This window comes from Actinacidiphila sp. bgisy145 (assembly GCF_057708125.1).
On the sequence record NZ_JBYIRL010000002.1, the window covers coordinates 197,621 to 223,764 of the forward strand.

At 73.1% G+C, this 26,144-nt stretch carries 19 protein-coding genes; 9 read left to right on the forward strand and 10 right to left on the reverse strand.

Features of this window, described 5'->3' with window-relative positions:
* Positions 1–44: 44 nt before the first annotated feature.
* Positions 45–464 (forward strand): hypothetical protein, encoded by a 420-nt coding sequence (locus AC3ERT_RS02635; protein WP_435127488.1) that lies wholly within the window; start codon positions 45–47, stop codon positions 462–464.
* Here the strand turns inward: AC3ERT_RS02635 and narI are convergent.
* The 4 genes from narI to AC3ERT_RS02655 are packed head-to-tail and all read right to left on the reverse strand — an operon-like array spanning position 389 to position 7,468.
* Positions 389–1,108, reverse strand: coding sequence for a respiratory nitrate reductase subunit gamma (narI, locus tag AC3ERT_RS02640; RefSeq protein WP_335971684.1), 720 nt, complete (start codon positions 1,106–1,108; stop codon positions 389–391). The two genes, AC3ERT_RS02635 and narI, sit on opposite strands and share 76 nt — an antisense overlap.
* Positions 1,108–1,887 (reverse strand): nitrate reductase molybdenum cofactor assembly chaperone, encoded by a 780-nt coding sequence (narJ, locus tag AC3ERT_RS02645; protein ID WP_435127485.1) that lies wholly within the window; start codon positions 1,885–1,887, stop codon positions 1,108–1,110. Before narJ ends, narI begins: the two co-directional genes overlap by 1 nt.
* Positions 1,884–3,587: a nitrate reductase subunit beta gene (locus tag AC3ERT_RS02650; protein ID WP_435127483.1), complete on the reverse strand. Its 1,704-nt coding sequence runs from the start codon at positions 3,585–3,587 to the stop codon at positions 1,884–1,886. The genes narJ and AC3ERT_RS02650 overlap by 4 nt, the downstream gene beginning before the upstream one ends.
* Positions 3,587–7,468 (reverse strand): nitrate reductase subunit alpha, encoded by a 3,882-nt coding sequence (locus tag AC3ERT_RS02655; protein ID WP_435127481.1) that lies wholly within the window; start codon positions 7,466–7,468, stop codon positions 3,587–3,589. Before AC3ERT_RS02655 ends, AC3ERT_RS02650 begins: the two co-directional genes overlap by 1 nt.
* A 176-nt stretch (positions 7,469–7,644) precedes the next feature.
* On the opposite strand from AC3ERT_RS02655, the gene AC3ERT_RS02660 reads away from it, so the two are divergent.
* The 3 genes from AC3ERT_RS02660 to AC3ERT_RS02670 all read left to right on the forward strand — a co-directional run bounded on the left by AC3ERT_RS02660 (position 7,645) and on the right by AC3ERT_RS02670 (position 10,717).
* A complete protein-coding gene (locus tag AC3ERT_RS02660) occupies positions 7,645–8,628 on the forward strand; it encodes a tellurite resistance/C4-dicarboxylate transporter family protein (RefSeq protein WP_435172440.1) in 984 nt (327 codons plus the stop codon).
* Positions 8,629–8,850: 222 nt separating this feature from the next.
* Entirely contained in the window at positions 8,851–9,441 is a 591-nt protein-coding gene (locus tag AC3ERT_RS02665) for a DUF6344 domain-containing protein (RefSeq protein WP_435172442.1), read from the forward strand.
* 373 nt (positions 9,442–9,814) lie between these two features.
* Positions 9,815–10,717 (forward strand): HAD family hydrolase, encoded by a 903-nt coding sequence (locus tag AC3ERT_RS02670; RefSeq protein ID WP_435172622.1) that lies wholly within the window; start codon positions 9,815–9,817, stop codon positions 10,715–10,717.
* A 24-nt stretch (positions 10,718–10,741) separates the two neighbouring features.
* Here AC3ERT_RS02670 and cydD read toward each other — a convergent pair whose 3' ends face one another.
* From cydD to hisC, 4 genes are all read right to left on the reverse strand, one after another.
* On the reverse strand, positions 10,742–14,287 hold the full coding sequence (cydD, locus tag AC3ERT_RS02675) for a thiol reductant ABC exporter subunit CydD (RefSeq protein ID WP_435172445.1): 3,546 nt from the start codon (positions 14,285–14,287) through the stop codon (positions 10,742–10,744).
* 58 nt (positions 14,288–14,345) lie between these two features.
* The gene (gene cydB / locus AC3ERT_RS02680) at positions 14,346–15,350 is read right to left on the reverse strand and encodes a cytochrome d ubiquinol oxidase subunit II (RefSeq protein WP_435172446.1); all 1,005 of its coding nucleotides are present in this window, start codon (positions 15,348–15,350) and stop codon (positions 14,346–14,348) included.
* A 38-nt stretch (positions 15,351–15,388) separates the two neighbouring features.
* Positions 15,389–16,918 (reverse strand): cytochrome ubiquinol oxidase subunit I, encoded by a 1,530-nt coding sequence (locus tag AC3ERT_RS02685; protein WP_335971700.1) that lies wholly within the window; start codon positions 16,916–16,918, stop codon positions 15,389–15,391.
* 196 nt (positions 16,919–17,114) lie between these two features.
* Positions 17,115–18,200 (reverse strand): histidinol-phosphate transaminase, encoded by a 1,086-nt coding sequence (gene hisC / locus AC3ERT_RS02690; RefSeq protein WP_435172448.1) that lies wholly within the window; start codon positions 18,198–18,200, stop codon positions 17,115–17,117.
* Between the two features lie 293 nt (positions 18,201–18,493).
* Between hisC and AC3ERT_RS02695 the strand changes: the two genes are divergently transcribed.
* From AC3ERT_RS02695 to AC3ERT_RS02710, 4 genes are all read left to right on the forward strand, one after another.
* Complete coding sequence (locus AC3ERT_RS02695) at positions 18,494–19,600, forward strand: LacI family DNA-binding transcriptional regulator (RefSeq protein ID WP_335971704.1); 1,107 nt, start codon at positions 18,494–18,496, stop codon at positions 19,598–19,600.
* A gap of 142 nt (positions 19,601–19,742) precedes the next feature.
* Complete coding sequence (locus AC3ERT_RS02700; protein WP_335971706.1) at positions 19,743–20,858, forward strand: metallophosphoesterase; 1,116 nt, start codon at positions 19,743–19,745, stop codon at positions 20,856–20,858.
* A 158-nt stretch (positions 20,859–21,016) separates the two neighbouring features.
* Positions 21,017–21,811 carry a hypothetical protein gene (locus tag AC3ERT_RS02705; RefSeq protein WP_435172450.1) on the forward strand — a complete coding sequence of 265 codons (795 nt, stop codon included), beginning with the start codon at positions 21,017–21,019 and terminating at the stop codon, positions 21,809–21,811.
* A gap of 93 nt (positions 21,812–21,904) precedes the next feature.
* On the forward strand, positions 21,905–22,291 hold the full coding sequence (locus AC3ERT_RS02710) for a hypothetical protein (RefSeq protein WP_435127465.1): 387 nt from the start codon (positions 21,905–21,907) through the stop codon (positions 22,289–22,291).
* Here AC3ERT_RS02710 and thiC read toward each other — a convergent pair.
* Positions 22,284–24,098 carry a phosphomethylpyrimidine synthase ThiC gene (thiC, locus tag AC3ERT_RS02715; protein WP_435172452.1) on the reverse strand — a complete coding sequence of 605 codons (1,815 nt, stop codon included), beginning with the start codon at positions 24,096–24,098 and terminating at the stop codon, positions 22,284–22,286. The two genes, AC3ERT_RS02710 and thiC, sit on opposite strands and share 8 nt — an antisense overlap.
* A 183-nt stretch (positions 24,099–24,281) precedes the next feature.
* Between thiC and AC3ERT_RS02720 the strand changes: the two genes are divergently transcribed.
* Positions 24,282–25,703, forward strand: coding sequence for a YibE/F family protein (locus tag AC3ERT_RS02720; protein ID WP_435172454.1), 1,422 nt, complete (start codon positions 24,282–24,284; stop codon positions 25,701–25,703).
* A gap of 79 nt (positions 25,704–25,782) precedes the next feature.
* On the opposite strand, the gene AC3ERT_RS02725 is transcribed toward AC3ERT_RS02720, so the two are convergent.
* Positions 25,783–25,998: a DUF5326 family protein gene (locus AC3ERT_RS02725; RefSeq protein ID WP_335971717.1), complete on the reverse strand. Its 216-nt coding sequence runs from the start codon at positions 25,996–25,998 to the stop codon at positions 25,783–25,785.
* Between the last annotated feature and the right edge of the window lie 146 nt (positions 25,999–26,144).

A 26,144-nucleotide genomic window follows, 5' to 3' on the forward strand; every position in this document is an offset into this window, starting at 1 on the left:
GTAGCGTTCGGGGAGGGCCGGACCTGTCCGACACGGACCGGCAGATGGTCCTGGCGTGGCGTGACCCGGTGGAGGGGATCTTCGAGGTACGGGGCAAGGACGGTGACTGCCTGCTCCTGCCCAACCTGCTGGACGACCTGGAACACCGGACCCACACCAACGCCGGGCGTGCGTCCTTCCGCGGGGTCACGAAAGGAGGCTTCGTCGGCGCCCGGCTGGTAGCCCTGGCACCGGTGCCCGGCGCATGGCTCGTCTCCGGCGCCATGTCCTCCTACCCCCGGGCCGCCTTCGCCGAGTACTTCGGCATCCAGCTGCTCGGGGCCGGCCTGCGGAGATACGAGGACGAGCACGGGTCGTTCAGCGGAGACGAGTCGGGGGCCGCACGGCGTCACGCGTCCACGCGGTCCCAACCCCGCGGCTGCGGCTGCTCGGTGAGCGGGCCGCGGCTGCGGTACACGAGGTAGGGGCGGAAGAGGTACTGCACCGGCGCGCTGAACATGTGCACCAGGCGCGTGTACGGCACCACCGCGATCAGCACCATGCCGATGACCGCGTGGATGCGGTACGTCAGCGGCGCACCGGCCATCAGGTCGGTGCTGGGGTCGAGCGTGAAGAGGCTGCGGGCCCAGGGCGCGATCGTGGTGCGGTAGTCGTACCCGTGGCTGAAGGAGGAGTTGGTGAGCTTGGCGTACAGGCCCATCGCGATCTCGCCGAGCAGCAGGACGTACATGAACTTGTCGTTGCGGGTGGTCGCCAGCAGCACCGGCGCGTTGGTGCGGCGCCGGTAGACCAGCAGCGCGATGCCGACGATCGCCAGCAGGCCCGCGAGGGTGCCGCCGATCAGCGAGAGCAGGTGGTAGACGTGCTCGTCGACACCGATCGCGTCGGTCCAGGACGCCGGTACGAACAGCCCCAGGAGGTGGCCGGCGAGCACGAACAGGATGCCGTAGTGGAAGACGGGCGACGCCACCGAGAGCAGCCGGGACTCGTAGATCTGCGAGGAGCGGGTGGTCCAGCCGAACGTGTCGTAGCGGTGCCGCCAGATCAGGCCGGTGACCAGCAGCGCGAAGGCGACGTACGGCAGGGCGCCCCACAGCAGGGTGTTCATCAGCGGCTCTCCGATCGGTCGGTCAGCAGCGGCAGCAGTCCGAGGTGGCCGTACGGCACCAGCCCCACCTCCTCGCTCGGCGGTCCCCCGCGGGCCATCGCCATCGCCTGCGCCCGGTCCGCCGGGGAGGCGCCGGGCAGCGTGCCGCACACGGCCTCCAGCACTCGGGCGTAGGGCGTGCCGTTCTCGGTCAGGGCCAGCCGCAGCAGTTCGAGGGCGGGCCGGTGCTCGCGCAGCAGCGCGTCGGTGCGGGTGGCCGCGCTGAACTCCAGTACCACCGGCAGGAAGTCGGGCAGGTCACCATCCACCGGGTCCATGCCGTACCGGCGGTAGTGCTCCTTGAAGCGGACCAGCGCGGCACCGCGGCGCCGGGTGTCGCCCTCGGTCCACCAGGTCAGGTGCAGGCAGTGGCGGCTGGTGAAGTCGAAGGTGGCGACGTACGCGGCCGCCAGGCCGGACAGGTCCGCCGGCGCGGCCGCCACCTCCGGGCCCCGCGCCGCCTCTTCGGCCCCCGAGCCCTGCCCAGCCGCTTCCGCCACTCCCGACCCCTGCCCGGCCGCTTCGGCCACCCCCGCCGACCCGTCCCCCGCGAGATACGCCACCACCGGCAGCAGCGCCTCCGCCTCCGGCGTCCCCACCGCCCGCAGCGCCTCCCGAAGCAGCGGCAGCTCACCGGCCAGCTCCGTGTCCGGGTAGGCCAGCAGCCGCGCAGCCGCCTGGTACAGCACCGCCGCCCGGTACGGGATCGGCCGCGCGGCCGCCATCGCCGGCGCGCTCACCGCTCCCCCTCGTCGTCGCTGGTCTGCCGTCTGCGCAGCGCGTGGAAGCTCTCCAGGCTGACCAGCGGGAGCTGCCGCCGCCCGGAGTCCTCGCCGAACGGCCCCAGGCCGCCTCCCATTCCCGGGCCGCCCTCGCCGTCCAGCGAGCACTCCGCCGGCAGCGCCGACTCCTCCAGCCGCCGCGCGTCGCCCATGGCGGCGGTCGGGATGACGTACCGCTCCTCGTACTTGGCGATGGCCAGCAGCCGGTACATCTCCTCGATCTGCGGTCCGCTCATGCCGACCGCGTCGGCCGCGTCCGACCGCGAACCCGCCTCGGCGTCACCGAGGTTGATCGCCCGCATGTGCGCGCGCATCGCGGCGAGCTTCTCCAGCGACGCCCGCACCGGCGCCGGGTCGCCCGCCGTGAACAGCCCGGCCAGGTACTCCACCGGAATGCGCAGGGCGTCGATCGCGCCGAACAGGTTGCCCGCGTCCTCCCCGTCGAAGCCCGTCCCGGTCAGCGCCTCCACCACCGGCGACAGCGGCGGGATGTACCAGACCATCGGCAGCGTCCGGTACTCCGGATGCAGCGGCAGCGCCACCCGGTAGCGGCTGATCAGCGCGTGCACCGGGGAGCGGCGGGCCGCCTCGATCCAGTCGTACGCGATGCCGTCGAGCTCGGCCGCCCGCCGCACCTCCGGGTCCTCCGGGTCGAGGAACACACCGAGCTGCGCCCGGTAGAGGTCGTGCTCGGCCGGCACCGAGGCGGCGGCCGTCACCGCGTCCGCGTCGTACAGCACGACCCCGAGGTAGCGCAGCCGGCCCACGCACGTCTCGGAGCACACCGTGGGCAGCCCGATCTCGATCCGCGGATAGCAGAAGGTGCACTTCTCGGCCTTGCCGGTGCGGTGGTTGAAGTACATCTTCTTGTAGGGGCAGCCCGTCACGCACTGCCGCCATCCGCGGCAGTGGTCCTGGTCGACCAGGACGATGCCGTCCTCCTCGCGCTTGTAGAGGGCGCCGGAGGGGCAGGAGGCGACGCACGCCGGGTTAAGGCAGTGCTCGCAGATCCGCGGCAGGTAGAACATGAAGGTCTCCTCGAAGGATGTCCGCACCTTCTCGGCGACCCGCGCGGCCTGCTGATCCCGCGCGGCCTGCCCCGCATCCGCGCCCGCGCCCTCGCCTACGCCCGCGCCTACGCTCGCACCCGCACCCGCACCCGCACCCGGCCGTGCGCCCGCCGCCACCGGGTCCGCGTCGGCGTGCTCGACCGACCCCCCAAGGTCGTCGTCCCAGTTGGCGCTCCACTCGATCTTCATCGGCTTTCCGGTGAGCAGCGAGCGCGGCTCTGCCACCGGATAGTCCTCGCCCAGCGGCGCGTTGACGAGGTTGGCGTAGTCGTACGTCCACGGCTCGTAGTAGTCCTTGATGCCCGGCAGCACCGGGCTGGCGAAGATGTTCGCCAGCCGCGCGACCCGGCTGCCGGCCCGCAGCGTGAGCCGGCCGCGGCGGTTGAGCCGCCAGCCGCCCCGCCACCGGTCCTGGTCCTGCCAGCGCCGCGGGTAGCCCTGCCCCGGCCTGGTCTCCACGTTGTTGAACCAGGCGTACTCCATGCCGCGCCGGTTGGTCCATGTCTGCTTGCAGGTGACCGAACACGTGTGGCAGCCGATGCACTTGTCGAGGTTCATCACCATCGCGACCTGCGCCATGACCCGCATCAGTACGTCACCTCCTGGGGGCGGCGGCGGATCACGGTGACCTCGTCCCGCTGGTTGCCGGTCGGGCCGAGGTAGTTGAAGGCCCAGCTCAACTGGGCGTAGCCGCCGATGAGGTGGGTCGGTTTGAGGAGCAGCCGGGTGAGCGAGTTGTGGGTGCCGCCGCGGCGGCCGGTGGACTGCGCCCGGGGGACGGCGACGGTGCGCTCCTGGGCGTGGTGCATATACACGGTGCCGGCCGGCATCCGGTGCGAGACGATCGCGCGGGCGACGACGACACCGTTGCGGTTGACCGCCTCGATCCAGTCGTTGTCGCGCACCCCGATCGCCTCGGCGTCCTGCTGCGCCATCCAGATCACCTGACCGCCGCGCGAGAGCGACAGCATGAACAGGTTGTCCTGGTACTCGGAGTGGATGGACCACTTGTTGTGCGGGGTGAGGTAGCGGACCGTCACCTCCCGTCGGCCGTCCGGGCCGAGGGCGGGTTCGCCGAAGAGCCGGTGCATGTCCAGCGGCGGCCGGTAGACCGGCAGTGCCTCGCCGAGTTCGTGCATCCAGTCGTGGTCGAGGAAGAACTGCTGGCGGCCGGTGAGGGTGTGCCACGGCTTGAGCTGCTCGACGTTCTGGGTGAAGGGGCTGTAGCGCCGCCCGCCGGCCTCGCTGCCGGACCACTCCGGGGAGGCGATCACCGGCACCGGCGCGGTCTGCGTGTCGGCGTACGTGATCCGCCGCGCCTCGCTGTCGGCCGCCAGGTGCGCCATGGCCTGGCCGGTCTTCTTCTCCAGGGTGCGGAAGCCCTGGACGGCGAGGCGGCCGTTGGTGGTGCCGGACAGGGCCAGGATCGCGTTGGCCGCCTTGGCCGCGGTGTCCAGCAGCGGCCGCCCGCCCGCCGGGCCGCCGCCGGTGACCGCGCCGTTGAGTGCCCGCAGCACCTCGATCTCGGTGTCCGGGCGCAGTGCCAGCCCCTTGGCGGGCAGCCCGAGTTCCTCCGCGAGCGGTCCGAGCGCGGCCATCTTCGCGGCGATCGCGGTGTAGTCGCGCTCCACGACGGTCAGCCCCGGCATGGTGACGCCGGGCACCGGCTCGCACTCCCCGCGCCGCCAGTCCAGCGCGAGCCCGCCGGGCTGGGCGGTCTCCGCGGGCGTGTCGTGCTGGAGCGCGGTCGCCACCAGGTCCCGCCGGGTGCCCAGGTGCCCGGCGGCCAGCTCGCTGAACCGCGCCGCGATCGCGTGGAAGGAGTCGAAGTCGGTACGGGTCTGCCAGGGCGGGTCGATGGCCGGCGAGAACGCGTGCACGTAGGGGTGCATGTCCGTGCTGGACAGGTCGTGCTTCTCGTACCAGGTCGCGGCGGGCAGCGTGATGTCGGACAGCAGCGTGGAGGAGGTCATCCGGAAGTCCAGCGACAGCAGCAGGTCGAGCTTCCCCTCGGGCGCCTGCTCGTGCCATACGACGTCGCGCGGCCGGACCTCGGGGTCCGCCTCCTGCGCGCGCAACGAGGAGTGCGTGCCGAGCAGGTGCTTGGTGAAGTACTCCGCGCCCTTGGCGGAAGAGCCCAGCAGGTTGGCGCGCCACAAGGTGAGCACGCGCGGCCAGTTGCGCGGGGCGTCCGGGTCCTCGCCCGCGAACTTCAACGTGCCCGCGCGCAGTTCGTCGACGGCCGAGCGGACCGGGTCGTCGGCGTCCCCGAGGTCGAGGGGGTTGCGGTCGAACGTCGGGTAGGACGGCATCCAGCCGGCCCGGGTGGCCTGGGCGAGGCAGTCCGCGGCGGTCATCCCGGCGAACCGGCCCCGGCCGAGCGGCGAAGCGAGCACATCGGCCGGGAAGCGGTCGTAGCGCCACTGGTCGGTGTGCAGGAACCAGTAGGCGGTGCCGATCGCCTGCCGGGGCGGCCGGGACCAGTCGGCGGCGCCGGCGAGAGTCGCCCATCCCGTCGACGGGCGGGTCTTCTCCTGGCCGACGTAGTGCGCCCAGCCGCCACCGTTGCGGCCCTGGCAGCCGGTGAGCTGGAGCAGCGCGAGGAAGGCGCGGTAGATCGTCTCGGAGTGGAACCAGTGGTTGGTGCCCGCGCCCATCAGGATCATGCAGCGGCCCTTCGACCGCTCGGCGGTGGCCGCGAACTCCCGCGCGATACGGACGCAGGCCGCGGCCGGCACCGAGGTATGGACCTGCTGCCAGCCGGGGGTGCCCGGGGTGTCCGGGTCCTCGTACGAGGCGGGCCAGTCGCCGGGCAGTCCGGCGCGGCCGACCCCGTACTGGGCGAGCAGCAGGTCGTGGACGGTGGTGACCAGGCGCCCGCCGGGCAGCCGGAGGGCGGGCACCCCGCGGCGTACGACGGAGCCGCGCCCCTGCCCGTGCGCGCCGCCGTCCGTGTCGAAGCGGGGCAGCAGCACCTCGACGGGGACGGCGCCCTCGACGTCGAGCAGGGTCAGCGCCGGTTCGACCGCGCCGAGGTCGAGGTTCCATCGGCCCTGGCCGGAGGCGGTCCAGCGGAAGCCGACGGAGCCGCCGGGGACCGCGGGACGGCCGGTCGCGCCGTCCCAGACGACGGTCTTCCACTGAGCGGCAGCGGCATCGGCATCGGCAGCAGCATCGGGTTCTGCGTCGGCATCGGCATCGGGCTCTGCGCCGCCGCCGGCCTCCAGGTCGGCCGCCCGCAGGAACTTGTCCGCCACATACCCGCCGCCGCCTGCTTCGCCCCCGCCCTCGTGCCCGGTCAGCGTGACGAGGAACGGCAGATCGGTGTAGCGGCGCACGTAGTCGGTGAAGAACGGCACCTGCCGGTCGACGAAGAACTCCTTCAGCACCACGTGGCCCATGCCGATCGCCAGCGCCCCGTCCGTCCCCGGGTGCGGGTGCAGCCACTCGTCGGCGAACTTCGCGTTGTCGGCGTAGTCCGGTGCGACCACGACGACCTTCTGGCCCCGGTAGCGGGCCTCGGCCATCCAGTGCGCGTCGGGCGTGCGGGTGACGGGGACGTTGGAGCCCCACATCATCAGATAAGCGGCGTCCCACCAGTCGCCGGACTCCGGTACGTCCGTCTGGTCGCCGAACACCTGCGGCGAGGCCACCGGCAGGTCCGCGTACCAGTCGTAGAAGGACAGCATCGGGGCGCCGATCAGCGACATGAAGCGGGCGCCCGCCGCGTGCGAGACCATCGACATCGCCGGGATCGGCGAGAAGCCGGCCACCCGGTCCGGGCCGTACTCCTTGATGGTGTGCACATGGGCCGCCGCGACGATCTCGACGGCCTCCTCCCACCGCGCCCGCACCAGGCCGCCCTTGCCGCGGGCCTGCTGGTAGCGGCGGCGGCGCCCGGGGTCTGCCTGGATGTCGGCCCAGGCGAGCACGGGGTCGCCGAGCCGTTCCCGCGCCTCCCGGTACATCTCCAGCAGCACCGCGCGGACGTAGGGGTAGCGGACGCGGGTCGGCGAGTAGGTGTACCAGGAGAACGCGGCGCCGCGCGGGCAGCCGCGGGGCTCGTACTCGGGGCGGTCCGGTCCGGTCGTCGGATAGTCGGTGCCCTGGGTCTCCCAGGTGATGATGCCGTCCTTGACGTACACCTTCCAGCGGCAGGAACCGGTGCAGTTCACGCCGTGGGTGGAGTTGACGACCTTGTCGTGGCTCCAGCGGTCGCGGTAGAAGCGGTCGCCCTCACGGCCTCCTTCGAGGCGCTCGCTGTGCAGGTCGGGCGCGGTCCGGCCGCGCCGGAAGTGGCGGCCGGCGCGGAGCAGGAGGGCGCCGGGCTCGCCAGGGCCTTGTTCGCCGGGGCCCTGCTCACCGGGTCCGCCGTCGCCGGGTCGGCCGCCGCCGGGTCCGCCGCCGGCCGACTGCCGGGCGGGCGCCGCCTGGTCGTGGCGGCCCGAGCCGTCCGTGCTCCTGCGCATACCGCCCCTTCCGGATCGGACCGCCGGCCCGCCTGCCGAACCGCCGGTCCCGCCGCACCGTGTCGGCCCTCCCAACTTGGCCGATGCCCGCCCGCCGTCCGGGCGCCACGCGCTCGGGTTCCTCCCTTCGGCCCCCCAAGGTGGCGTAGCGGCACCCCGTGCGATCCGATGAAACGGTGAGCACACCTGCGGCGCACCGCCCCGCCCACGGCTCCCCGGTCGCACGGGCGCTGGAGGGCCTGCGTACGGTGCCGCCCGGCGCGGGCGCGGCCGTGATGGCGACCGGCATCCTGTCGGTGGGGCTGCGCCTGACCGGTTACGGCGTGCTGTCCGCGGTCGCGCTGGCCGTCGCGGCCGCGCTGTGGCTGGTGCTGGCCCTCGCCTTCGTCCTCGAACTCGCCTACGACCGCGCCGGGTGGCAGGCGAGCGCCGCGAACCCGCCCGCGCTGACCGCCGTGGCGGCGACCTGCGTGCTCGGCACCCGCCTCTCGCTGGCCGGCCGGCAGTCCCTCGCCCTGGCGCTGCTGGCCGTGGCGACCGCCGCCTGGCCGTGGCTGCTGGTGTCGGTGCTGCGGCACTGGAAGCGGCCGGTGCCGGGCGTGGCGTTCCTGGTGTGCGTCGCCACCCAGGGCCTGGCGGTGCTGGGCGGCACCCTCGCGCTGGCCGGGCGCGGCGACTGGCTGGCCCGCGCGGCGCTGGCGGTCGGCTGCCTGGGAGTGCTGCTGTACGGGGAGGCGCTGGTCCGCTTCGACTTCCGGCAGGTGTTCACCGGCCACGGCGACCAGTGGGTGGCCGCCGGTGCGCTGGCGATCTCCGCGCTCGCCGCGTCGAAGCTCGTCGCCTCGCCGCTGTGGACGGGCAGCGTTCACCAGGCCCTGCGCGTGGCCGCCTTCGTGCTGCTCGCGCTCGACTTCGCCTGGTACGCGGTGCTGGCCTGCGCCGAGTTCGTCCGGCCGCGCCCGGGCTACGACCTGCGCCGCTGGTCCACGGTCTTCCCGCTGGGCATGACTGCCGTCGCGGGGCTGTCCACCGGGCAGGCGGCCCATGTCGGCTGGCTGCACGGCGTCAGCAGCGTGCTGCTGTGGATCGCGGTCGCGGCCTGGCTGCTCACGGCGGCCGGGTGGGTCGCCGCGACCGCCCGGCGGGCGCACACCGCTTGAGACCCCGCCGCCCGGTCCGACACCAGATCCGCCGCCTGACCCGCAACCGCTCGCAACCGCTCGCAACCGCTCGCGACCGCCCGCGATGCCGTGATTGCCCCATCCGAGTGGCGTTGATGTGAATATCACCGATCCCGAGGTGCGGCGCCATGATTTGTGTGCTCGCTTCCGCATCATCGGATTAGTCAGTTCACCGGATACGAGCCAGGAAGCGAGAGGTCGATGGCTGCCGACATCAAGACGTTCTGGGGCGCGCTGCTCAGCGTGCTGCTCAAGTGCATCGCCGCACTCGGATTCACCACCGCGGACCGTGCCGCCGCCCGCGGGCGGGCCGTCGCCGCCGACGCCGCCCCGACCGCCCCGACCGCCCCCGCCGCGCAGGTCGCGCAGGTCGCGCAGGTCGCGGCGAGGACCCGGGAGGAGGTGGCCGCCGGAGCACCCGCGCACGCACCGGCCACACCGCCGAGCCGCGGGCAGGCACGCGCGGCCCGCGTCCCCGCACCGCGCCCTGCCGAATCGCGCCTGGTGCGCCGCAGCCGCGGCCGAACGCTGCCGCCCACGATGAAGCAGCGCATCGGTGCCGAGGCCCACGGCACCTCGCCCAGTGCCCGCAGCCTGCGCACCGCCGACGACCTCGACGGCCTCGACGGGTTCGGCGATCTCAGTGCCCTCGCTACCGCGGCCGGCGCCCCCGCGGCCGCCACTGCCGCCGCTGCCTCCGCCACCGACCGCGGTGCCCGCGCGCACCGCGCGAACTACACCGGTCGGTCCGGCGCCAAGGCCACCCGCGAACTGTTCACCCGCGCCGCCTGAACGCCCCGGTCGGACGCCCCGGCTGGACGCACCCCGTGCACGCCCCGCGTACTTCGCGCCCGGTCCGCCGGACCGGACCACACGGCACCTCGCACGCAGCCAACGCGACAGCGCGCTTGACCCGTCGATCCACCTGACACACGGCTTGAAACAGCGGCTCCGCTGAGCGGATCTGCGCACCCCCGAGCGGGACAAGGTTGCGGTGCGGAAGGATGGGGCAGTGACCCCAGCCACCGAGCCAGCCGAGTCCTCCGACGCCCACCACCGGCCCGAGGCCCACCCGGACCCCAGGACGGCGCCCGAGCAGAGCCGGCCAGGACGGCCCGCTGAGCAGGGCGAGCACCAACGGCACAGCCAGCACGAGCAACTCGACCTGCACCACCGCCAGACTTCCGAAAAGACCTTCGCCGACCCCGGACCGCGGCTGATCGCCACCGATCTGGACGGCACGCTGCTGCGGGACGACAAGACGATCTCGCAGCGGACGACCGCCGCCCTGGCCGCCGCCGAGGACGCAGGCGTCGAGGTCTTCTTCGTCACCGGCCGCCCCCTGCGCTGGATGGGCGTGGTCGCACAGCACCTCGCCGGGCACGGCATGGCCATCGCAGCGAACGGTGCCGCGGTCTACGACCTGCGGGCCGGCACGCTGATCGAGGCGTTCCCGCTGCCCGAGGACGACGCGCTGGCGATCGCGCACGCGCTGCGTGCGGCGATTCCCGGTACCACCTTCGCGGTCGAGCGCACCTTCTGCTTCCGGCGCGAGCCCGGCTATCCGCAGATCGAGGCGGACGGCTCCGCGGCCCGCGCGGACATCGAGGAGCTGCTCGCCTCCGACCGCGAGCAGCCGCTGCTGAAGCTGCTGGCCAAGCACCCCTCCCTCGACCCGGACGAGTTCCTGGCCACCGCGCACACGCTCGTCGGCCGGCACGGCGAGGTGACCCGCTCCAGCGAGTCCGCGCTGCTGGAGATCAGCGGTACGGGCGTCAGCAAGGCCACCACCCTGGCCAAGTGCTGCGCCGAACGCGGGGTGACCGCCGCCGAGGTGGTCGCCTTCGGGGACATGCCGAACGACCTGGCCATGCTGAGCTGGGCGGGCCTGTCGTACGCGGTCGCCAACGCCCATCCGCGGGTGCTGGCCACCACCACGTACCGCACCGAGTCCAACAACGACGACGGTGTGGCCCGCGTCATCGAGCGCCTGCTCGCGGCCCGCGCCGACCGGGATGACCGCGCCGACCGGGACAGCGGGGACGGCGGGGAGAACCGCCTCCCGTAGGCCCCGGCCAGCAGCGCCGCGGAGCTACACGCCCACCGGCTCCGCGGCCGTCCGCGCGCTGTCCTCGGCTCGGCGCTCCCGTTCCAGGGTCCGGCGGAAGGGCCCGTCGACTGCGGCCAGTTCGGCGTACCCGCCGCGCTGCACCACCCGTCCGCCGGACAGCACCAGGATCTCGTCCACGGCGCCGTCCGCGAGCCCGGCCAGGCGGTGGGTGATCAGCAGGGTCGTACGGCCGCGGGTGGCCGCCAGCAGGTCCGCGGTGAGGGCGTCGGCGGTGGGCAGGTCCAGGTGCTCGGCGGGCTCGTCGAGCACCAGCACGGGGAAGTCGGCCAGCAGCGCGCGGGCCAGCGCCAGCCGCTGCCGCATGCCGCCGGACAGCCGGGCGCCGTGCTCCCCGACCTCCGTGTCCAGGTCGAGGTCGAGCCGCGCGGCGGCCAGTGCCTCCCGCAGTTCGGCGTCGGGTGCGCCGGGTCGGGCCAGCCGCAGGTTCTCCCGCACGGTGCTGGCGAAGACGTGCGCGTCCTGCGCGCACAGCCCGACCAGCCGCCGTACGTCGTCGCCGTCCAGCGCCGCGGCGTCCTGCCCGGCCAGGGTGTAGGTGCCGCGCTCGGCGTCGAGGAACCTCAGCAGCACGTGCGCCAGCGTCGTCTTGCCCGCCCCCGACGGCCCGACGACCGCGATCCGGCGTCCGGGTGACAACGTCAGGTCCACGCCCTCCAGCGCGGGCCGCGACTGCCCCGGGTGGGACGCGGTCAGCCCGCGCAGCACCAGCGGATACGGTGCCTCCGGCGCGCGCTGCGGCCGTTCCGGCTCCCGTACGGGCAGCGGCGCGTCCAGCACATCGCGCACCCGCTGGGCGGTCCGGCGGCTGCGCTGCCGCTGCTGGGCGGCGAGCGGCAGGCCCGCGACGGCCTCGAAGGCGGCGAGCGGCAGCAGCACCAGGACGGCGAGCAGGACGCCGTGCAGCTGGTGGGCGGCCACCGCCCGCACACCGACCCACGCGCACCCGGTCACCGTCAGGCCCGTGACCAGCGCGGTGAGCCCGGCGCCGAGCGCCGTGGCGGCGGCCGAGCGGGCCGTGATCCGGCGCAGCGCGAGGTCGGCTTCCGCGGCCCCCGCGCGGCGGGTGGGCAGGGCGCCGACCACGGTCAGTTCGGCGGTGCCGGTGAACAGCCCGAGCACCCGGGTGGACAGCTCGCCCCTGGCGGGCGCCAACCGGTCCTCGGTCCGCCGGGCCACCGCGACCGACAGCGTCGGCACGCCGACACCCGCGACGAGCAGCCCGGCGCCCAGGACGGCACCGGCCGCGGGCAGCAGCCACCCGGTGAAGGCGGCCGCACCGAGCCCGGTCACGGCCGCGGTCACGGCGGGCAGCAGCCAGCGCAGGTAGTGGTCCTGCACGCCGTCCACGTCCGCGACCAGCCGTGAGAGCAGGTCGCCGCGGCCGGTACGGCCGAGCCCGGCGGGTGCCAGCCGCTCCAGCCGGCGGAAGACGGCCACCCGTACGCCGCCGAGCGCCCGAAAGACCGCGTCGTGGCCGATCAGCCGCTCCCCGTACCGGAACGCGGCGCGGCCGATGCCGAAGGTGCGGGTCGCGGTGACGGCGACCATCAGGTAGAGCACCGGCGGTTGCTGGGCGGCGCGGCTGATCAGCCAGCCCGAGGTGCCCATCAGGCCGACCGCGCAGCCCAGCGCGAGCACGCCGAGTGCGCAGGCCCCGGCGAACCGGGCCCGGAATCCGCGGGCCTCGCCGGCCTGGACGAAGCCGCGGACGCCGCCGGCACCGCCGCGCCGTTTGCCGCCGATGTGCGGTTCGGCTTCCGCCGCGCCTGCGGCCGCCCCGTCCGGCGCCCCGGACGGCTGCTGCCCTGCTCCGGCCGGCCCGGCGGCCCGGTGGAGTTCCCGGGCGGCGGCCGGAACCGGCCGCGCGGGCGCGTCCGCACCTATCGGATGGACGTCGTCGGCGAGGGGCAGCAGAGCGGGGCGGTGTGCGACGAGCAGCACCGTGCGGGTGGCGGACAGTTCGCGCAGGGCCTCCACGACCTCGGCCTCCGTGTCCCCGTCGAGGTTCGCGGTGGGCTCGTCGAGCAGCAGCAGCGGCCGGTCGGCGAGGAAGGCGCGGGCCAGGGCGAGCCGCTGGCGCTGGCCGGCCGACAGCCCGGCGCCGTCCTCGCCGATGGCGTCGTCCGGGGCCGCGAACCCGCCCGCGCCCGCGGCGGCCAGCGCGGACCGTACGTCCGCGTCGCTCGCGTCGGGCCGGGCCAGCCGCACGTTCTCCGCGACGGTCCCGGCGAACAGGTGCGGCCGCTGCGGCACCCAGGCGATCTGCCGGTGCCAGGACGCGCGGTCGATGTCGGCGAGGTCGATCCCGTCCACCGTGATACGCCCGGCGGAGGGCTCGACGAACCCGAGCAGGGCCCGAAGCAGCGTGGACTTGCCCGCGCCGCTCGGCCCGGTGACGGCGACCGTCCGGCCGGGCGCGAGCTCCAGCGTGGTGGGCCCCAACTGCCCGTCGCGTGCCACCTCCACGTCCTCGACGCTGATGGTGGCCGTCCGCAGGTCGGGGGCCGCCACCCGGCCGCCGCCTTCGGCAGGCGCGCCCGGCAGCGCGGTCTGAAGCACCTCGAAGACCTCCTCCGCCGCCGCCAGCCCCTCGGCCGCCGCGTGGTACTGCGCCCCTACCTGCCGCAGAGGCAGATACGCCTCCGGGGCGAGCACCAGCACCAGCAGGCCCGTGCGCAGGTCGAGTTCGCCGTGCACCAGCCGCATGCCGATGCCGACGGCGACCAGCGCGACCGAGATCGTGGCGAGCAGCTCCAGCACGAAGGAGGAGAGGAAGGCGATCCGCAGGGTACGCAGGGTTGCCCGGCGGTAGTCGTCGGTGATCTTCCGGATGTTGTCGGCCTGCGCCTTCGCCCGGCCGAAGACCTTCAGCGTGGGCAGACCGGCGACCACGTCGAGGAAGTGGCCGGACAGCCGTGCCAGCAGCCGCCACTGGCGGTCCATCCGGTCCCGGGTCGCCCACCCGACCAGCACCATGAACAGCGGCACCAGCGGCAGTGTCACCACGATGGTCAGCGCGGAGATCCAGTCCGCGGTCGCGATCCGGGCCAGCACCACCAGCGGCACCACCGCGGCGAGGCCGAGTTGGGGCAGGTAGCGGGCGAAGTAGTCGTCGAGCGCGTCCACACCGCGGGTGGCGAGCGTGGTCAGCTCGCCGCTGCGCCGCCCGGTCAGCCAGTTCGGGCCGAGCGCGGTGGCGTGGGCCAGCAGCCGCTGCCGTAGCTGGGACTTGACCGCCGCGCCGGCCCGGTGCGCGCACAGCTCGGTGAGCCAGGCCACCAGCGCCCGCCCCACCGCCACGGCGGCCAGCGCGATCAGGTCGCCGCGCAGCGCGCCCGCGCCGCGGCCCTGCTGGAAGCCGCCGACCACCACGTCGGCGATCAGCACCGCCTGGGCGACGACCAGCCCGGCCCCCGCCAGGCCCAGCAGCACCGCACCGGCGAGGAAGACCCGGGTGGTCCGCGCGTATGTCATCAGCCGAGGGTCGACCGGTTTCACGTGGAACATCCCCTTTCGTGTTTCACGTGGAACACCGACGCACCGGGCCCGACCGGGCCGGACATGGTCAGTGCGCCGCTTCCGCGATGTGCTGGGTGCCGATCCGCTTGCGGAACACCCAGTACGTCCAGCCCTGGTAGAGCAGCACCAGCGGCGTGGCGATGGCAGCGCACCAGGTCATGATCCGCAGCGTGTACGGAGTGGCGGACGCGTTGCCGACGGTCAGGCTCCACGCGCCGTTGAGCGAGGAGGGCATCACGTCCGGGAAGAGGGTGAGGAAGAACATCGCGACGGTGGCGGCGATCGTCACCCCGGACAGGGCGAACGACCAGCCCTCGCGCCCGGCCCGGTTGGTCCCGAGCGCGGCGAGCAGCGCGGCCAGCGCGACGACCAGGGCCGGCAGGCTGCGGCCGCCGCCGCTGTGCAGCTGCGTCCAGACCAGGAAGACCGCTGCGAGCACCGCGGTGACCAGGCCGATCCTGGTGGCCAGCGCCCGCGCCCGCTCGCGTATCGGCCCGACCGTCTTGAGCGCGGTGAACACCGCGCCGTGGAAGGTGAACAGCGCCAGCATGACCAGCCCGCCGAGCAGCGCGTAGCCGCCGAGCAGGTCCCCGAGGGTGCCGACGTACTCCTGGTGCGCGTCGATCTTGACGCCCCGCACGATGTTCGCGAAGGCCACGCCCCACAGCACCGAGGGCAGCAGCGACGTCCAGAAGATCGCGTGCTCCCAGTTCCGCTGCCAGCGCTCCTCGGGCCGCTTGGCGCGGTACTCGAAGGCGACCCCGCGCACGATCAGGCAGACCAGGATCAGCAGCAGGGGCAGGTAGAAGCCGGAGAAGAGGGTGGCATACCAGTCCGGGAAGGCCGCGAAGGTCGCCCCGCCCGCGCTGAGCAGCCACACCTCGTTGCCGTCCCACACCGGCCCGATCGTGTTGATCAGCACCCGCCGCTCGGTGCGGTCGCGGGCGAGCAGCTTGGTGAGGACGCCGACCCCGAAGTCGAAGCCCTCCAGGAAGAAGTAGCCCGTCCACAGGACGGCGATGATGACGAACCACGCGTCGTGCAGGTGCATGTCTGTCCCTTCCCTTCCGTCGTCGATCCGTCAGTCCGTCAGTACGAGAAGGCCATCGGCCGGTCGGCGTCCGCGGCCTCGCCGGCGCTGCCGCCGGGCCCGCCGCCGATCCGGGTCGGCGGGTTCAGGTCGGCCTCGGTCAGCTCGGGCGGTCCCTGCTTGGCGTACTTCGCCAGCAGCCGGACCTCGACCACGGCGAGCAGCCCGTACAGCGCGGTGAAGACGATCAGCGAGGTCAGCACGTAGCCGACGGAGACCCCGGGGGAGACCGCGTCCTTGGTGCGCAGCACCCCGTAGACCACCCAGGGCTGGCGGCCGGTCTCGGTGAAGATCCAGCCCCAGGAGTTGGCGGCCAGCGGGAAGAGCATGGTCAGCAGCGCGATCCGCCAGTACCAGGGGGACAGCCGTGCGCCGAGCCCGACCGTGCGGGTGAGCATCAGGTGCGGCACCTCGTCCTCCCCGGTGCGCCGGTCCGGCGCGAGCCAGAAGCGGCGCCGGGTCAGCCACAGCCCGGCCGCGCCGACTCCGATGGAGACCACGCCGAAGCCGATCATCCAGCGGAAGCCCCAGTACTCGACCGGGATGTTCGGCCGGTAGTCGCCGGGGCCGTACTTCTGCTGCTCGGCCTTGTTCACGTCGTTGATGCCGCCGACGTAGCTGGTGAAGTCGTCGGTGGCGAGGAAGGAGAGCAGGTTGGGGATGTCGATGGCGACCTCGTTGTGCCCCTTGTTCACGTTGCCGACCGCGAAGACGGAGAACGGCGCGCCGCTCTGGCCGTCCCACAGCGCCTCGGCCGCGGCCATCTTCATCGGCTGCTGCTTGAACATCACCTTGCCGAGGGTGTCGCCGCTGATCGCGGTGAGCGCGCCGGCGGCCACCGCGACGACCAGCGCCATCCGCAGCGAGGAGCGCATCACCGCGATGTGCTGCTTGCGGGCCAGGTGGTAGGCGGCGATGCCGATCATGAACGCGGCGCCGGTGAGGAAGGCCGCGGACATGGTGTGGAAGAACTGGGCGAGCGCGGTGTTCTGGGTGAGGACCTGCCAGAAGTCGGTGAGCTCGGCCCGCTTGGTCTTCGGGTTGTAGTGGTAGCCGACCGGGTGCTGCATCCAGGAGTTGGCGGCCAGGATGAAGTACGCGGAAAGGATGGTGCCGATCGACACCATCCAGATGCAGCCGAGGTGGATGCGCTTGGGCAGCTTGTCCCAGCCGAAGATCCACAGGCCGATGAAGGTCGACTCGAAGAAGAACGCGATCAGCGCCTCGAAGGCCAGCGGGGCGCCGAAGACGTCGCCCACGAAGCGCGAGTAGTCCGACCAGTTCATGCCGAACTGGAACTCCTGCACGATCCCGGTCACGACGCCCATGGCGATGTTGATCAGGAAGAGCTTGCCCCAGAACTTGGTGGCCCCGAGGTACTTCTCCTTGCCGGTGCGCACCCAGGCGGTCTGCAGTCCGGCGGTGAGCGCGGAGAGCGAGATCGTCAGGGGGACGAAGAGGAAGTGGTAGACGGTCGTCACGCCGAACTGCCACCTGGCGACGCTCAGTGGCTCCAGTGCGAGCTGCACGATACGTCTCCTTTGCTGCCGATACGCGTTCTGCTTGTGAACGTGAACTCATTCACAAGCAGTATCGCGCACATGCGTTCGCCCCCTTCCACCGGGGGGGTGAGAGGGGGCGAATCGGCAGGTCAGCATACTTTTCTGCCCGGAGCCGGTGTCGGGACGTGGTGCCAGGACGCGGCACCGGGACCCGGGCGAACCGCTACAGCTCCTTGCGGAACTCCTCCGCGGTCCGCAGCACGATGTCGTTCGCCTCGGTCTCCCCGACGGAGATCCGCACCCCCTCGCCCGCGAACGGCCGTACCGTCGCGCCCGCCCGCTCACAGGCCGCCGCGAAGTCCCCGGTGCGCTCCCCCAGCCGCAGCCACACGAAGTTCGCCTGCGTCTCGGGCACCGTCCAGCCCTGGCCGGCCAGGGCCGCGGCGACCCGGGTGCGCTCCGCGACCAGTCCCTCGACCCGCTCCAGCAGCGCCGCCTCGGCCCGCAGGCTGGCGATCGCCGCGTCCTGCGCGAGCTGGCTCACCCCGAACGGCACCGCGGTCTTCCGCAGCGCCTCGGCCACCGGGTCGTGCGCGATCGCGAAGCCGATCCGCAGGCCCGCCAGGCCGTACGCCTTGGAGAAGGTGCGCAGCACCGCGACATTGGAGCGGTCCCGGTACAGGTCGACGCCGTCGGGCACGTCGGGGTCGGTGTTGAACTCCCGGTACGCCTCGTCCAGGACGACCAGCACATCCGACGGCACCCGGTCCAGGAAGCGCTCCAGCGCCGCCCGGCGCACCACGGTCCCGGTCGGGTTGTTCGGGTTGCAGACGAAGATCAGCCGGGTCCGCTCGGTGATCGCGTCCGCCATGGCGTCCAGGTCATGCACCTCCGCCGCGTCCAGCGGCACCTGCACCGCCCGGGCACCGCTGATCTGGGTGACGATCGGGTACGCCTCGAAGGAGCGCCAGGCGTAGATCACCTCGTCGCCCGGCCCCGAGGTGATCTGCAGCAGTTGCTGGGCCACGCCGACCGATCCGGTGCCGGTGGCGAGGTGCCCGGCCGGCACGTCGAACCTCGTCGCCAGCTCCGCGGTCAGCGCAGCGCAGGACAGGTCGGGGTAGCGGTTGAAGGAGGCCGCGGCGGTGGCCGCCGCCTCCAGGACGCCGGGCAGCGGGGGATACGGGTTCTCGTTCGAGGACAGCTTGAAGGCGGGCCGCGACGCGCCGCCCTCCGCCGCTGCCGGGGGTCGCCCGGGCTTGTACGTCGGGATGCCGTCCAGTTCCGCGCGCAGCTTCGGGGTGGTCATGCGCCCACCCTACGAGGGCGGCCGCACCACCCGGCAGGTGCGTGCCGCCGCGAAGTGCGCTGGTAGTGCGCGCCCTGGCGCACGTCCCCCGTAGGAGTGAGTTGCCGAGGTCGATAGCGGCGGGCCAATGGCCGGGCGAAGGCCGCCCGCGGCCGCCATCCGCCTCGACCGACCGCCCTGCCGCCTGCATATTCCACCTCGCATACGGCTTTCGATCTTGCAGAAACTGTTCTGCACGGGGGCCACGTCGCCGGAAGCCGTACGGACCAGTGCCGCCCTACTATCGGCTCGCCATGACAGCAGCAGGGAATCACCAGGCGAGCCGCCCCGTCGGACGCCGGCTGGAACGCGCGGGGATCAGAGACGTCGCCGCCGCCGCCGGTGTCTCGATCACGACTGTCTCCGACGCGCTCAACGGCAAGGGCCGACTGCCCGACAGCACCAGGCGCCACGTCCGCGAGGTCGCCGACCGGCTGGGCTACCGCCCGTCGGCCGCCGCCCGCACGCTGCGCACCGGGAGATCGGGCCTGATCGGCCTGACAGTGACGACATACGGCGAAGAACCGTTCACCTTCACCGAGTTCGCGTACTTCGCGGAGATGGCCAGAGCCGCCACCTCCGCGGCACTGGCCCGCGGCTACGCCCTGGTCATCCTGCCCGCGTCCTCCCGGCACGACGTGTGGGGCAACGTGGCGCTGGACGGCACCGTGGTCATCGACCCGTCCGACCAGGACCCGCTGGTGGCCGAACTCGTCCGGCAGGGCGTGCCGGTGGTCAGCGACGGCCGCCCGGCCGGCAGCCTGCCGGTGCACGCCTGGGTCGACAACGACCACGAGGAGGCCGTCCTCGGCATCCTCGACCACCTGTCCGCGGCCGGGGCCCGGCGGATCGGCCTGCTCACCGGCACCAGCACCGACACGTACACCCGGCTGTCCACCACCGCCTACCTGGAGTGGTGCGAACGCGTCGGCCAGGAGCCGGTGTACGAGGCGTACCCCGCCCACGACCCGTGCGCCGGGGCCGTGGCCGCCGACCGGTTACTCGCCCGCCCGGACCGCCCGGACGCCGTGCACGGCCTCTTCGACCCCAACGGCACCGACCTGCTCGCCGCCGCCCGCCGCTACGGCCTGCGCGTCCCCGACGACCTGCTGCTGGTCTGCTGCAGCGAGAGCGGCGGCTACGCGGGCACCGACCCGCCGATCACCACGCTGTCGCTGCAACCCCGGCGGATCGGCACCGCCGTCGTCCAGTTGCTGATCGACGCGATCGAGGGAATCGGACCCAGCCACCCCGTACAGCAGGTCATGCCCACCGAGTTGATCGTCCGGGCGTCCTCGCAGCGGCGGGCACACCGCACCACTGTCAGCCCGCCGCGCGGCCCGGCCCGCGGGGAGGCGTGATCAGCCGTGATCCGACACGCCCGGCCGGGTGACTACGTGGCGGTTTGTCCGAGGCCCACGAAAACGAGGTGCCTGGGTATGTCACAACGCGCCAGCCGCATTCCTATGATGGGCGGATGGCGGCGCGAGCGTGGAGGGGTCGATGACTCAGGGGGCAGGTCAGGGGCATGAGCCCGACACCGGGTACGAGCCCGCGCCCGGCTACGGGACGGCGCCCGACTTCCAGCCGTCCGCCGGGTACGAACCGGGCTACCAGCCGGCCCCGGCCGGCTACGAGGGAGCACCGCCGCCCGCGGCCCCTGCCGCCCCGGCACCGGTCGCGGCTCCGCCCGGCTACGAACCGACCCGCCCCGACACCCCGCTGGTGCCGCCGGGTTACACCCCCACCGCCCACGACCTGCCGGTGATCGGCGACGCCGCGCTGCCGGGCGAGCGCCCCGGCCCGCTCTACGTGGTCGGTGACGTGCACGGCTACCTCGACGAACTCCTCGCCGCCCTGCGGGAGTCGGGGCTCGTCGACGAGGACGGCCACTGGTCGGCGGGCAGCGCCCGGCTGTGGTTCCTCGGGGACTTCACCGACCGCGGCCCGGACGGCATCGGCGTGATCGAGCTGGTGATGCAGCTGTCCGCCGAGGCCGCGGCGGCCGGCGGCTACTGCCGCGCTCTGATGGGCAATCACGAACTGCTGCTGCTGGGCGCCCACCGGTTCGGCGACACCCCGGTCAACTCCACCGGGGGCACCGCCTCCTTCCTCGCCGCCTGGCGGCTCAACGGCGGCCAGCCGTCGGACATGGAGCGGCTGGAGGACCGGCACCTGACCTGGATCTCCCGGCTCGACGCCGCCCATCTCACCGACGGCCACCTGCTGCTGCACTCCGACACCACCGCCTACCTCGACTACGGCCGCAGCATCGAGGAGATGAACGACGCGGTCACCGGTGTGCTCCAGCGCGCCGACGCCGACGAATGCTGGGACCTGTTCCGCAAGTTCACCAAGCGGTTCGCCTTCCGCGGCGACGGCGGCGCCGAAGCGGCCCGCGAGATGCTCGGCACCTACGGAGGCGAGCGGGTCGTCCACGGGCACAGCCCGATCCCCTACCTGCTCGGCGAGGGCGGGGAACCGCTCGCGGACGGCGAGTCGGCCGCGCCCGTGGTCCAGGGACCCATGGTCTACGCGGAGAACCTCGCGGTCGCGATGGACGGCGGCGTCACGATGGACGGCCGGTTGCTCGTTGCCCAACTCCCGCTGGTGGGATAGCTTCCACATTTCCTGGTTGCGCCCTGTCAAGGCCCCGGGTACCGCCCTACCATCGGCTGTATCCGTAGTCCCACCGCTCTCCGGGTATCCGGCAGAAGGCGGATGTTCCACGTGGAACACCGGCCGCACGCGGAGAGTCGGAGCATCGGGGGATGCACATGACCAGCGCTCCACACCTGCTCACCGAGGACCGCCCGGACTTCGAGCACGTCCTCGACGAGGCGCTGCGCATCGCGTTGGACGGCGTCGAGGCCCAGAGGGCCGATGACCGCGCGCCCGGCGCCCCGCTGAACGCCGAGCAGTTGCGCACCATGGCGCTCGCCGCCGCCGAGTCGATCAGCGCCCGGGCCGCCGAGGAGTACGAGGCGTACCGCCGGGTCCGGGCCGACAGCCGCGAGGCGGTACGCGAGTCCGCCCGCGCCCGCGACAGCCGCGCGTTCAGCTACGCGGCGATGGGCGTCGCGGACCGCGCCGGCTCCGGCGCCGGCTTCCTCGCGGTGCTGGCCGTGCTCACACCGCTGCTCGCCGGCGCCGCGGCACTGATCTTCCTGCTGATCGGATACGCGCTCCAGGCGGTGTCCCCGGAGCCGGGGATCGCCGCGCCGCTGCGCACCGCGGGCTGGTTCTTCGCCGCGGTGACCGCCGCCTCGATCGTGCTCGGCGGCATCGGCCTGCTGATCACCGCGCTGCGCGACGGCTCCACCGCGATCCGGGACGCGCCCGACTCCCTCCCGCCGGAGGTCGCCGGGGCCCGAGACGCGTGGCAGCGCGCCCTGCTCGACCGCGGGTTGCTGCCCTTTCTCGACGACGCGCTGGCCGGGCGGGCCGTCGTGCCGCCGCCCGCCGCGCCCACCACCGGTCCGCGCATGCCGCACCTGGGCTACACCCGGCCGGACTTCTCCTCCCCGCAGCACCCGAGCCGCGGGACAGCCCACCGGCGGCCGCCGATGTGAGCCGGGGCGTCCGCACGGATGGCCGTCCCAGCTCGCGGTGGGCGTCCGCCGTTGCTTGACTGCTCCCGTACCTGGTCAGAACGGGAGAGGCCCATGCGCGTCCGCCGCCGTACGCTCGCTGCTCTGCTCACGACCGTCCCGCTCGCCGTCGCGGTGGCGGGCTGCTCCGACTCGTCCGCGGGCCAGGTGACCGGCACCCGGGGCCTCCACTTCAGCCAGACCATCGCCAACCCCGCCCAGGGCAACGGCGCCTGCCACCGTTTCGCCCCGAGCGGGGTCGACCACGTCACCAACAACACCGGCGTCGACATCTGGCTGCACAAGGGCCTGGACTGCGACGACCCGTCGGGCCGCCCCAGCACCTACCTGCCCACCACCTTCAGCGCGGGCACCGCCGAGACGCCGGGGCTGTGGCACAGCTTCTCCACCGTGGGCTGGCCGCCGCCGGTCGCACCCAACGTCGGCCGGACCGTCAACTAGCCGAGGCCGGGTCCGGCCCGTTCGCGATCGGCAGGTAGACCCGGTTGCCCGCGGCGGCGAACTCCGCGGACTTGGCGGCCATCCCGGCCCGGACCTCCTCCTCGCTGCCTGCCTCGGCACCCGGTCCGGTGGCAGGCTCCCCGCCGCCGTGCGTGCGCCGGATGTCGTGCGAGATCCTCATCGAGCAGAACTTCGGGCCGCACATGGAGCAGAAGTGCGCGGTCTTGGCCGGCTCGGCGGGCAGCGTCTCGTCGTGGAAGGCGCGGGCGGTGTCGGGGTCGAGGGCCAGGTTGAACTGGTCCTCCCAGCGGAACTCGAAGCGCGCGTCGGACAGCGCGTCGTCCCACTCCTGGGCGCCGGAGTGCCCCTTGGCGAGGTCAGCGGCGTGCGCGGCGATCTTGTAGGTGATCACACCGGTCTTGACGTCGTCGCGGTCCGGCAGCCCGAGGTGCTCCTTCGGGGTGACGTAGCAGAGCATCGCGGTGCCCCACCAGGCGATCATCGCGGCGCCGATGCCCGAGGTGATGTGGTCGTAGCCGGGTGCGACGTCGGTGGTCAGCGGGCCGAGCGTGTAGAACGGCGCCTCCTCGCAGATCTCCTGCTGGAGGTCGATGTTCTCCTTGATCTTGTGCATCGGCACGTGGCCCGGGCCCTCGATCATGGTCTGCACGTGGTGCCGCTTCGCGACGGTGTTGAGCTCGCCCAGCGTGCGCAGCTCGGCGAACTGCGCCTCGTCGTTGGCGTCGGCGATCGAGCCGGGCCGCAGCCCGTCACCGAGCGAGAACGTGACGTCGTACGACGCGAGGATCTCGCACAGCTCCTCGAAGTTCTCGTGGAGGAAGTTCTCGCGGTGGTGGGCCAGGCACCAGGCCGCCATGATCGACCCGCCGCGCGAGACGATGCCGGTCTTGCGGCGCGCGGTCAGCGGCACGTACCGCAGCAGCACTCCCGCGTGCACCGTCATGTAGTCGACGCCCTGCTCGGCCTGCTCGATGACGGTGTCCCGGTAGACGTCCCAGCTCAGCTCCTCGGCGCGGCCGTCCACCTTCTCCAGCGCCTGGTAGAGCGGCACCGTGCCGATGGGGACGGGGGAGTTGCGCAGCACCCACTCGCGGGTGGTGTGGATGTTCCGCCCGGTCGACAGGTCCATCACGGTGTCGGCGCCCCAGCGGGTCGCCCAGGTCATCTTCTCGACCTCCTCCTCGATGGAGGAGGTGACCGCGGAGTTGCCGATGTTGGCGTTGACCTTCACCAGGAACCGCCTGCCGATGATCATCGGCTCGATCTCGGGGTGGTTGACGTTGGCCGGCAGCACCGCCCGGCCCGCGGCGATCTCCGCGCGCACCGTCTCCACCGGCACGTTCTCGCGCAGCGCGACGAACTCCATCTCCGGAGTGGTCTCGCCGCGCCGGGCGTACGCGAGTTGGGTGACCGGCCGGCCTGACCGGCCGCGGCGGGGGAGCCGGGGCCGGCCGGGGAAGATCGCGTCGAGGTTGCGCAGACCGCCGCGTGGTGCGGTGTGCCTGAGCCCGTCGTCCTCCGGCCGAACCGGGCGGCCCGGGTACTCCTCGGTGTCACCGCGGGCGACGATCCAGTGCTCCCGGAGGGGCGCCAGGCCCCGCCGGACGTCGGTGTCGACCGACGGGTCGGTGTACGGGCCGGACGTGTCGTACAGCGTCACGTCGCGCCCGTCGGTCAGGTGCACTTGGCGGACCGGTACCCGCAGGTCCGGTCGGGTTCCGCTGGGACCGGTGAGGTACGACTTGTGCCAGCCGGTTTCCCGCGCGTGCGCATCCTGCATGGTCATGTGAGACCTACTCCCTACGCCGGCATTACCCGGTAACAGGTTCAGCGGTCGGCGCAGCGCTCGCCCGAAGCGATGTCAGCGCCCTCTCAGCCCGGTGCTCCGAGCTCCCGCGTTTGCAAAGGTGCTGCCAACGGTAGCCGCTGGGTGCGGACATCCACCAGGGGCCCTTGCGATGATCGGTGCGTGGACTCCCCTCAGGCCGGCGAGCACGGCCCGCATCCCGCCGCACCGCACGGGCACGGCCACAGCCACGGCCACGCGCACGGCCCGGTGCCGCCGGTCTCCCGGCATCTGCGGAAGGTGATCGCGGCCGTACTGGTGCCGTTCGCGGCCGCGGTGGTGGCCGGCATGGTGCTGCTGTGGCCGGGCGGCGCGCCGTCGCACGCACGCAGCGGCGTCGGCTTCGACCAGCAGACGCGGCCGGGCAAGGTCGTCCAACTCGTGCACGTGTCCTGCAAACAGGCCGGCGCCCTGCCCAACACCGACGGCGCGGGCGACGGTTCGAGCAGTTCCGCCGGCACGTCGGGTACGGCGGCGGGCGGTTCGTCCACCGCGGCCCCGTCAAGTGACGCCTGCCAGAAGGCGACGATCGAGGTGATGTCCGGCCCGGACCGGGGCACGAAGTTCACCGAGATCGTGCAGCCCGACCAGACCCGCCGCTACACCAAGGGCGAGGGCGTCGTCCTGGCCTACGCCCCGGACGCCCCGAAGAACCTGCGCTACTCGGTCACCGACGTCGACCGCGGCATGCCGATCGCGCTGCTCGCGCTGGCGTTCGCGCTCGTCGTGGTCCTGGTCGGCCGGCTGCGCGGCATCATGGCGCTGGTCGCGCTGGCGATCTCGTTCGCGGTCCTGACGCTGTTCATCCTCCCGGCGATCCTGCGCGGCGACAACCCGCTGCTGGTCGCGGTGGTCGGCGGCAGCGCGATCATGCTCATCGCGCTGTACCTGTGCCACGGGGTCAGCGCGCGGACGTCCGTGGCGGTGCTCGGCACGCTCTGCTCGCTGTTCCTGATCGGGGCGCTCGGCTCGGTCTTCATCGGCTGGGCCCACCTGACCGGCAACACCTCCGACGAGACCGGCCTGATCCACACCCTCTACCCGGGCATCGAGATCAAGGGGGTGCTGCTGGCCGGGGTGATTATCGGCTCGCTCGGGGTGCTCGACGACGTGACCGTCACCCAGGTCGCGGCCGTCTGGGAGCTGAAGGACGCCGACCCGACGGCGAACTGGCGCAAGCTGTACGGGGCCGGGATGCGGATCGGCCGCGACCACATCGCCTCGGTCGTCAACACCCTGGTGATGGCGTACGCGGGCGCCGCCCTGCCGCTGCTGCTGCTCTTCTCCATCGCCCGCAGCGGGGTGTTCCAGGTGGCGAGCAGCGAACTGGTGGCCGAGGAGATCGTCCGCACCCTGGTCGGCAGTATCGGCCTGGTCGCGTCGGTGCCGCTGACGACGGCGCTGGCCGCCCTGGTGGTCAGCGCGGACCGCGGTGACCGGGGCGGCAGGGGCGGGCCGCGGCCCGCTCCGGGCGACCCGTCGGCGGCGCTCCCCGGCCAGTCCCGTCCCTCCGGTGCGGGCCACAGCCACCGCCGGAAGAAATGAGCAGCGGACCGGCGAACGGCCCGAGCCGTTCACCGGTCCGCGAGGTACCGTCCCGGCCTCGGCCGCCGGGAGGCCGACATCACCAGTCGCGCTTCTTGCCGGAGCCACCGGACGTGACCCGCTTCACCACGAACACCAGCGCGGCGACCAGGACCACGAAGACGAACACCTTGAACAGCAGGCCGATCACGAAGCTCACCAGGCTCGCGATCAGCGTGCCGAACACGACCAGGGCGATGACCGGGATGCCGATCCACTTGACCCACCAGGGCAGGCTCTTCAGCAGACTCTTCATGACGCTCTCTCGCTCCTAGGTCACTGTGCGGGGCGCACTCCGCTCCCCGGTGTCGCGGCGCGGTGCCGCTTGCGTGCCGTACTCCGACTGTAGGTCCACGAAGGGCCCCGGCGAAGGCCGGGAAGGCCCCATCCGACCCTGATCGG

Coding starts and splice junctions, on each gene's coding strand:
- cydD (WP_435172445.1), bottom strand. CDS start 14,287: ATGTTCCACGTGAAACCGGTCGACCCTCGGCTGATGACATACGCGCGG.
- AC3ERT_RS02725 (WP_335971717.1), bottom strand. CDS start 25,998: ATGAAGAGTCTGCTGAAGAGCCTGCCCTGGTGGGTCAAGTGGATCGGC.
- AC3ERT_RS02700 (WP_335971706.1), top strand. CDS start 19,743: ATGACTCAGGGGGCAGGTCAGGGGCATGAGCCCGACACCGGGTACGAG.
- AC3ERT_RS02710 (WP_435127465.1), top strand. CDS start 21,905: ATGCGCGTCCGCCGCCGTACGCTCGCTGCTCTGCTCACGACCGTCCCG.
- AC3ERT_RS02705 (WP_435172450.1), top strand. CDS start 21,017: ATGACCAGCGCTCCACACCTGCTCACCGAGGACCGCCCGGACTTCGAG.
- narI (WP_335971684.1), bottom strand. CDS start 1,108: ATGAACACCCTGCTGTGGGGCGCCCTGCCGTACGTCGCCTTCGCGCTG.
- thiC (WP_435172452.1), bottom strand. CDS start 24,098: ATGACCATGCAGGATGCGCACGCGCGGGAAACCGGCTGGCACAAGTCG.
- AC3ERT_RS02695 (WP_335971704.1), top strand. CDS start 18,494: ATGACAGCAGCAGGGAATCACCAGGCGAGCCGCCCCGTCGGACGCCGG.
- AC3ERT_RS02665 (WP_435172442.1), top strand. CDS start 8,851: ATGGCTGCCGACATCAAGACGTTCTGGGGCGCGCTGCTCAGCGTGCTG.
- cydB (WP_435172446.1), bottom strand. CDS start 15,350: ATGCACCTGCACGACGCGTGGTTCGTCATCATCGCCGTCCTGTGGACG.
- AC3ERT_RS02655 (WP_435127481.1), bottom strand. CDS start 7,468: ATGCGCAGGAGCACGGACGGCTCGGGCCGCCACGACCAGGCGGCGCCC.
- hisC (WP_435172448.1), bottom strand. CDS start 18,200: ATGACCACCCCGAAGCTGCGCGCGGAACTGGACGGCATCCCGACGTAC.
- AC3ERT_RS02650 (WP_435127483.1), bottom strand. CDS start 3,587: ATGCGGGTCATGGCGCAGGTCGCGATGGTGATGAACCTCGACAAGTGC.
- AC3ERT_RS02635 (WP_435127488.1), top strand. CDS start 45: ATGGTCCTGGCGTGGCGTGACCCGGTGGAGGGGATCTTCGAGGTACGG.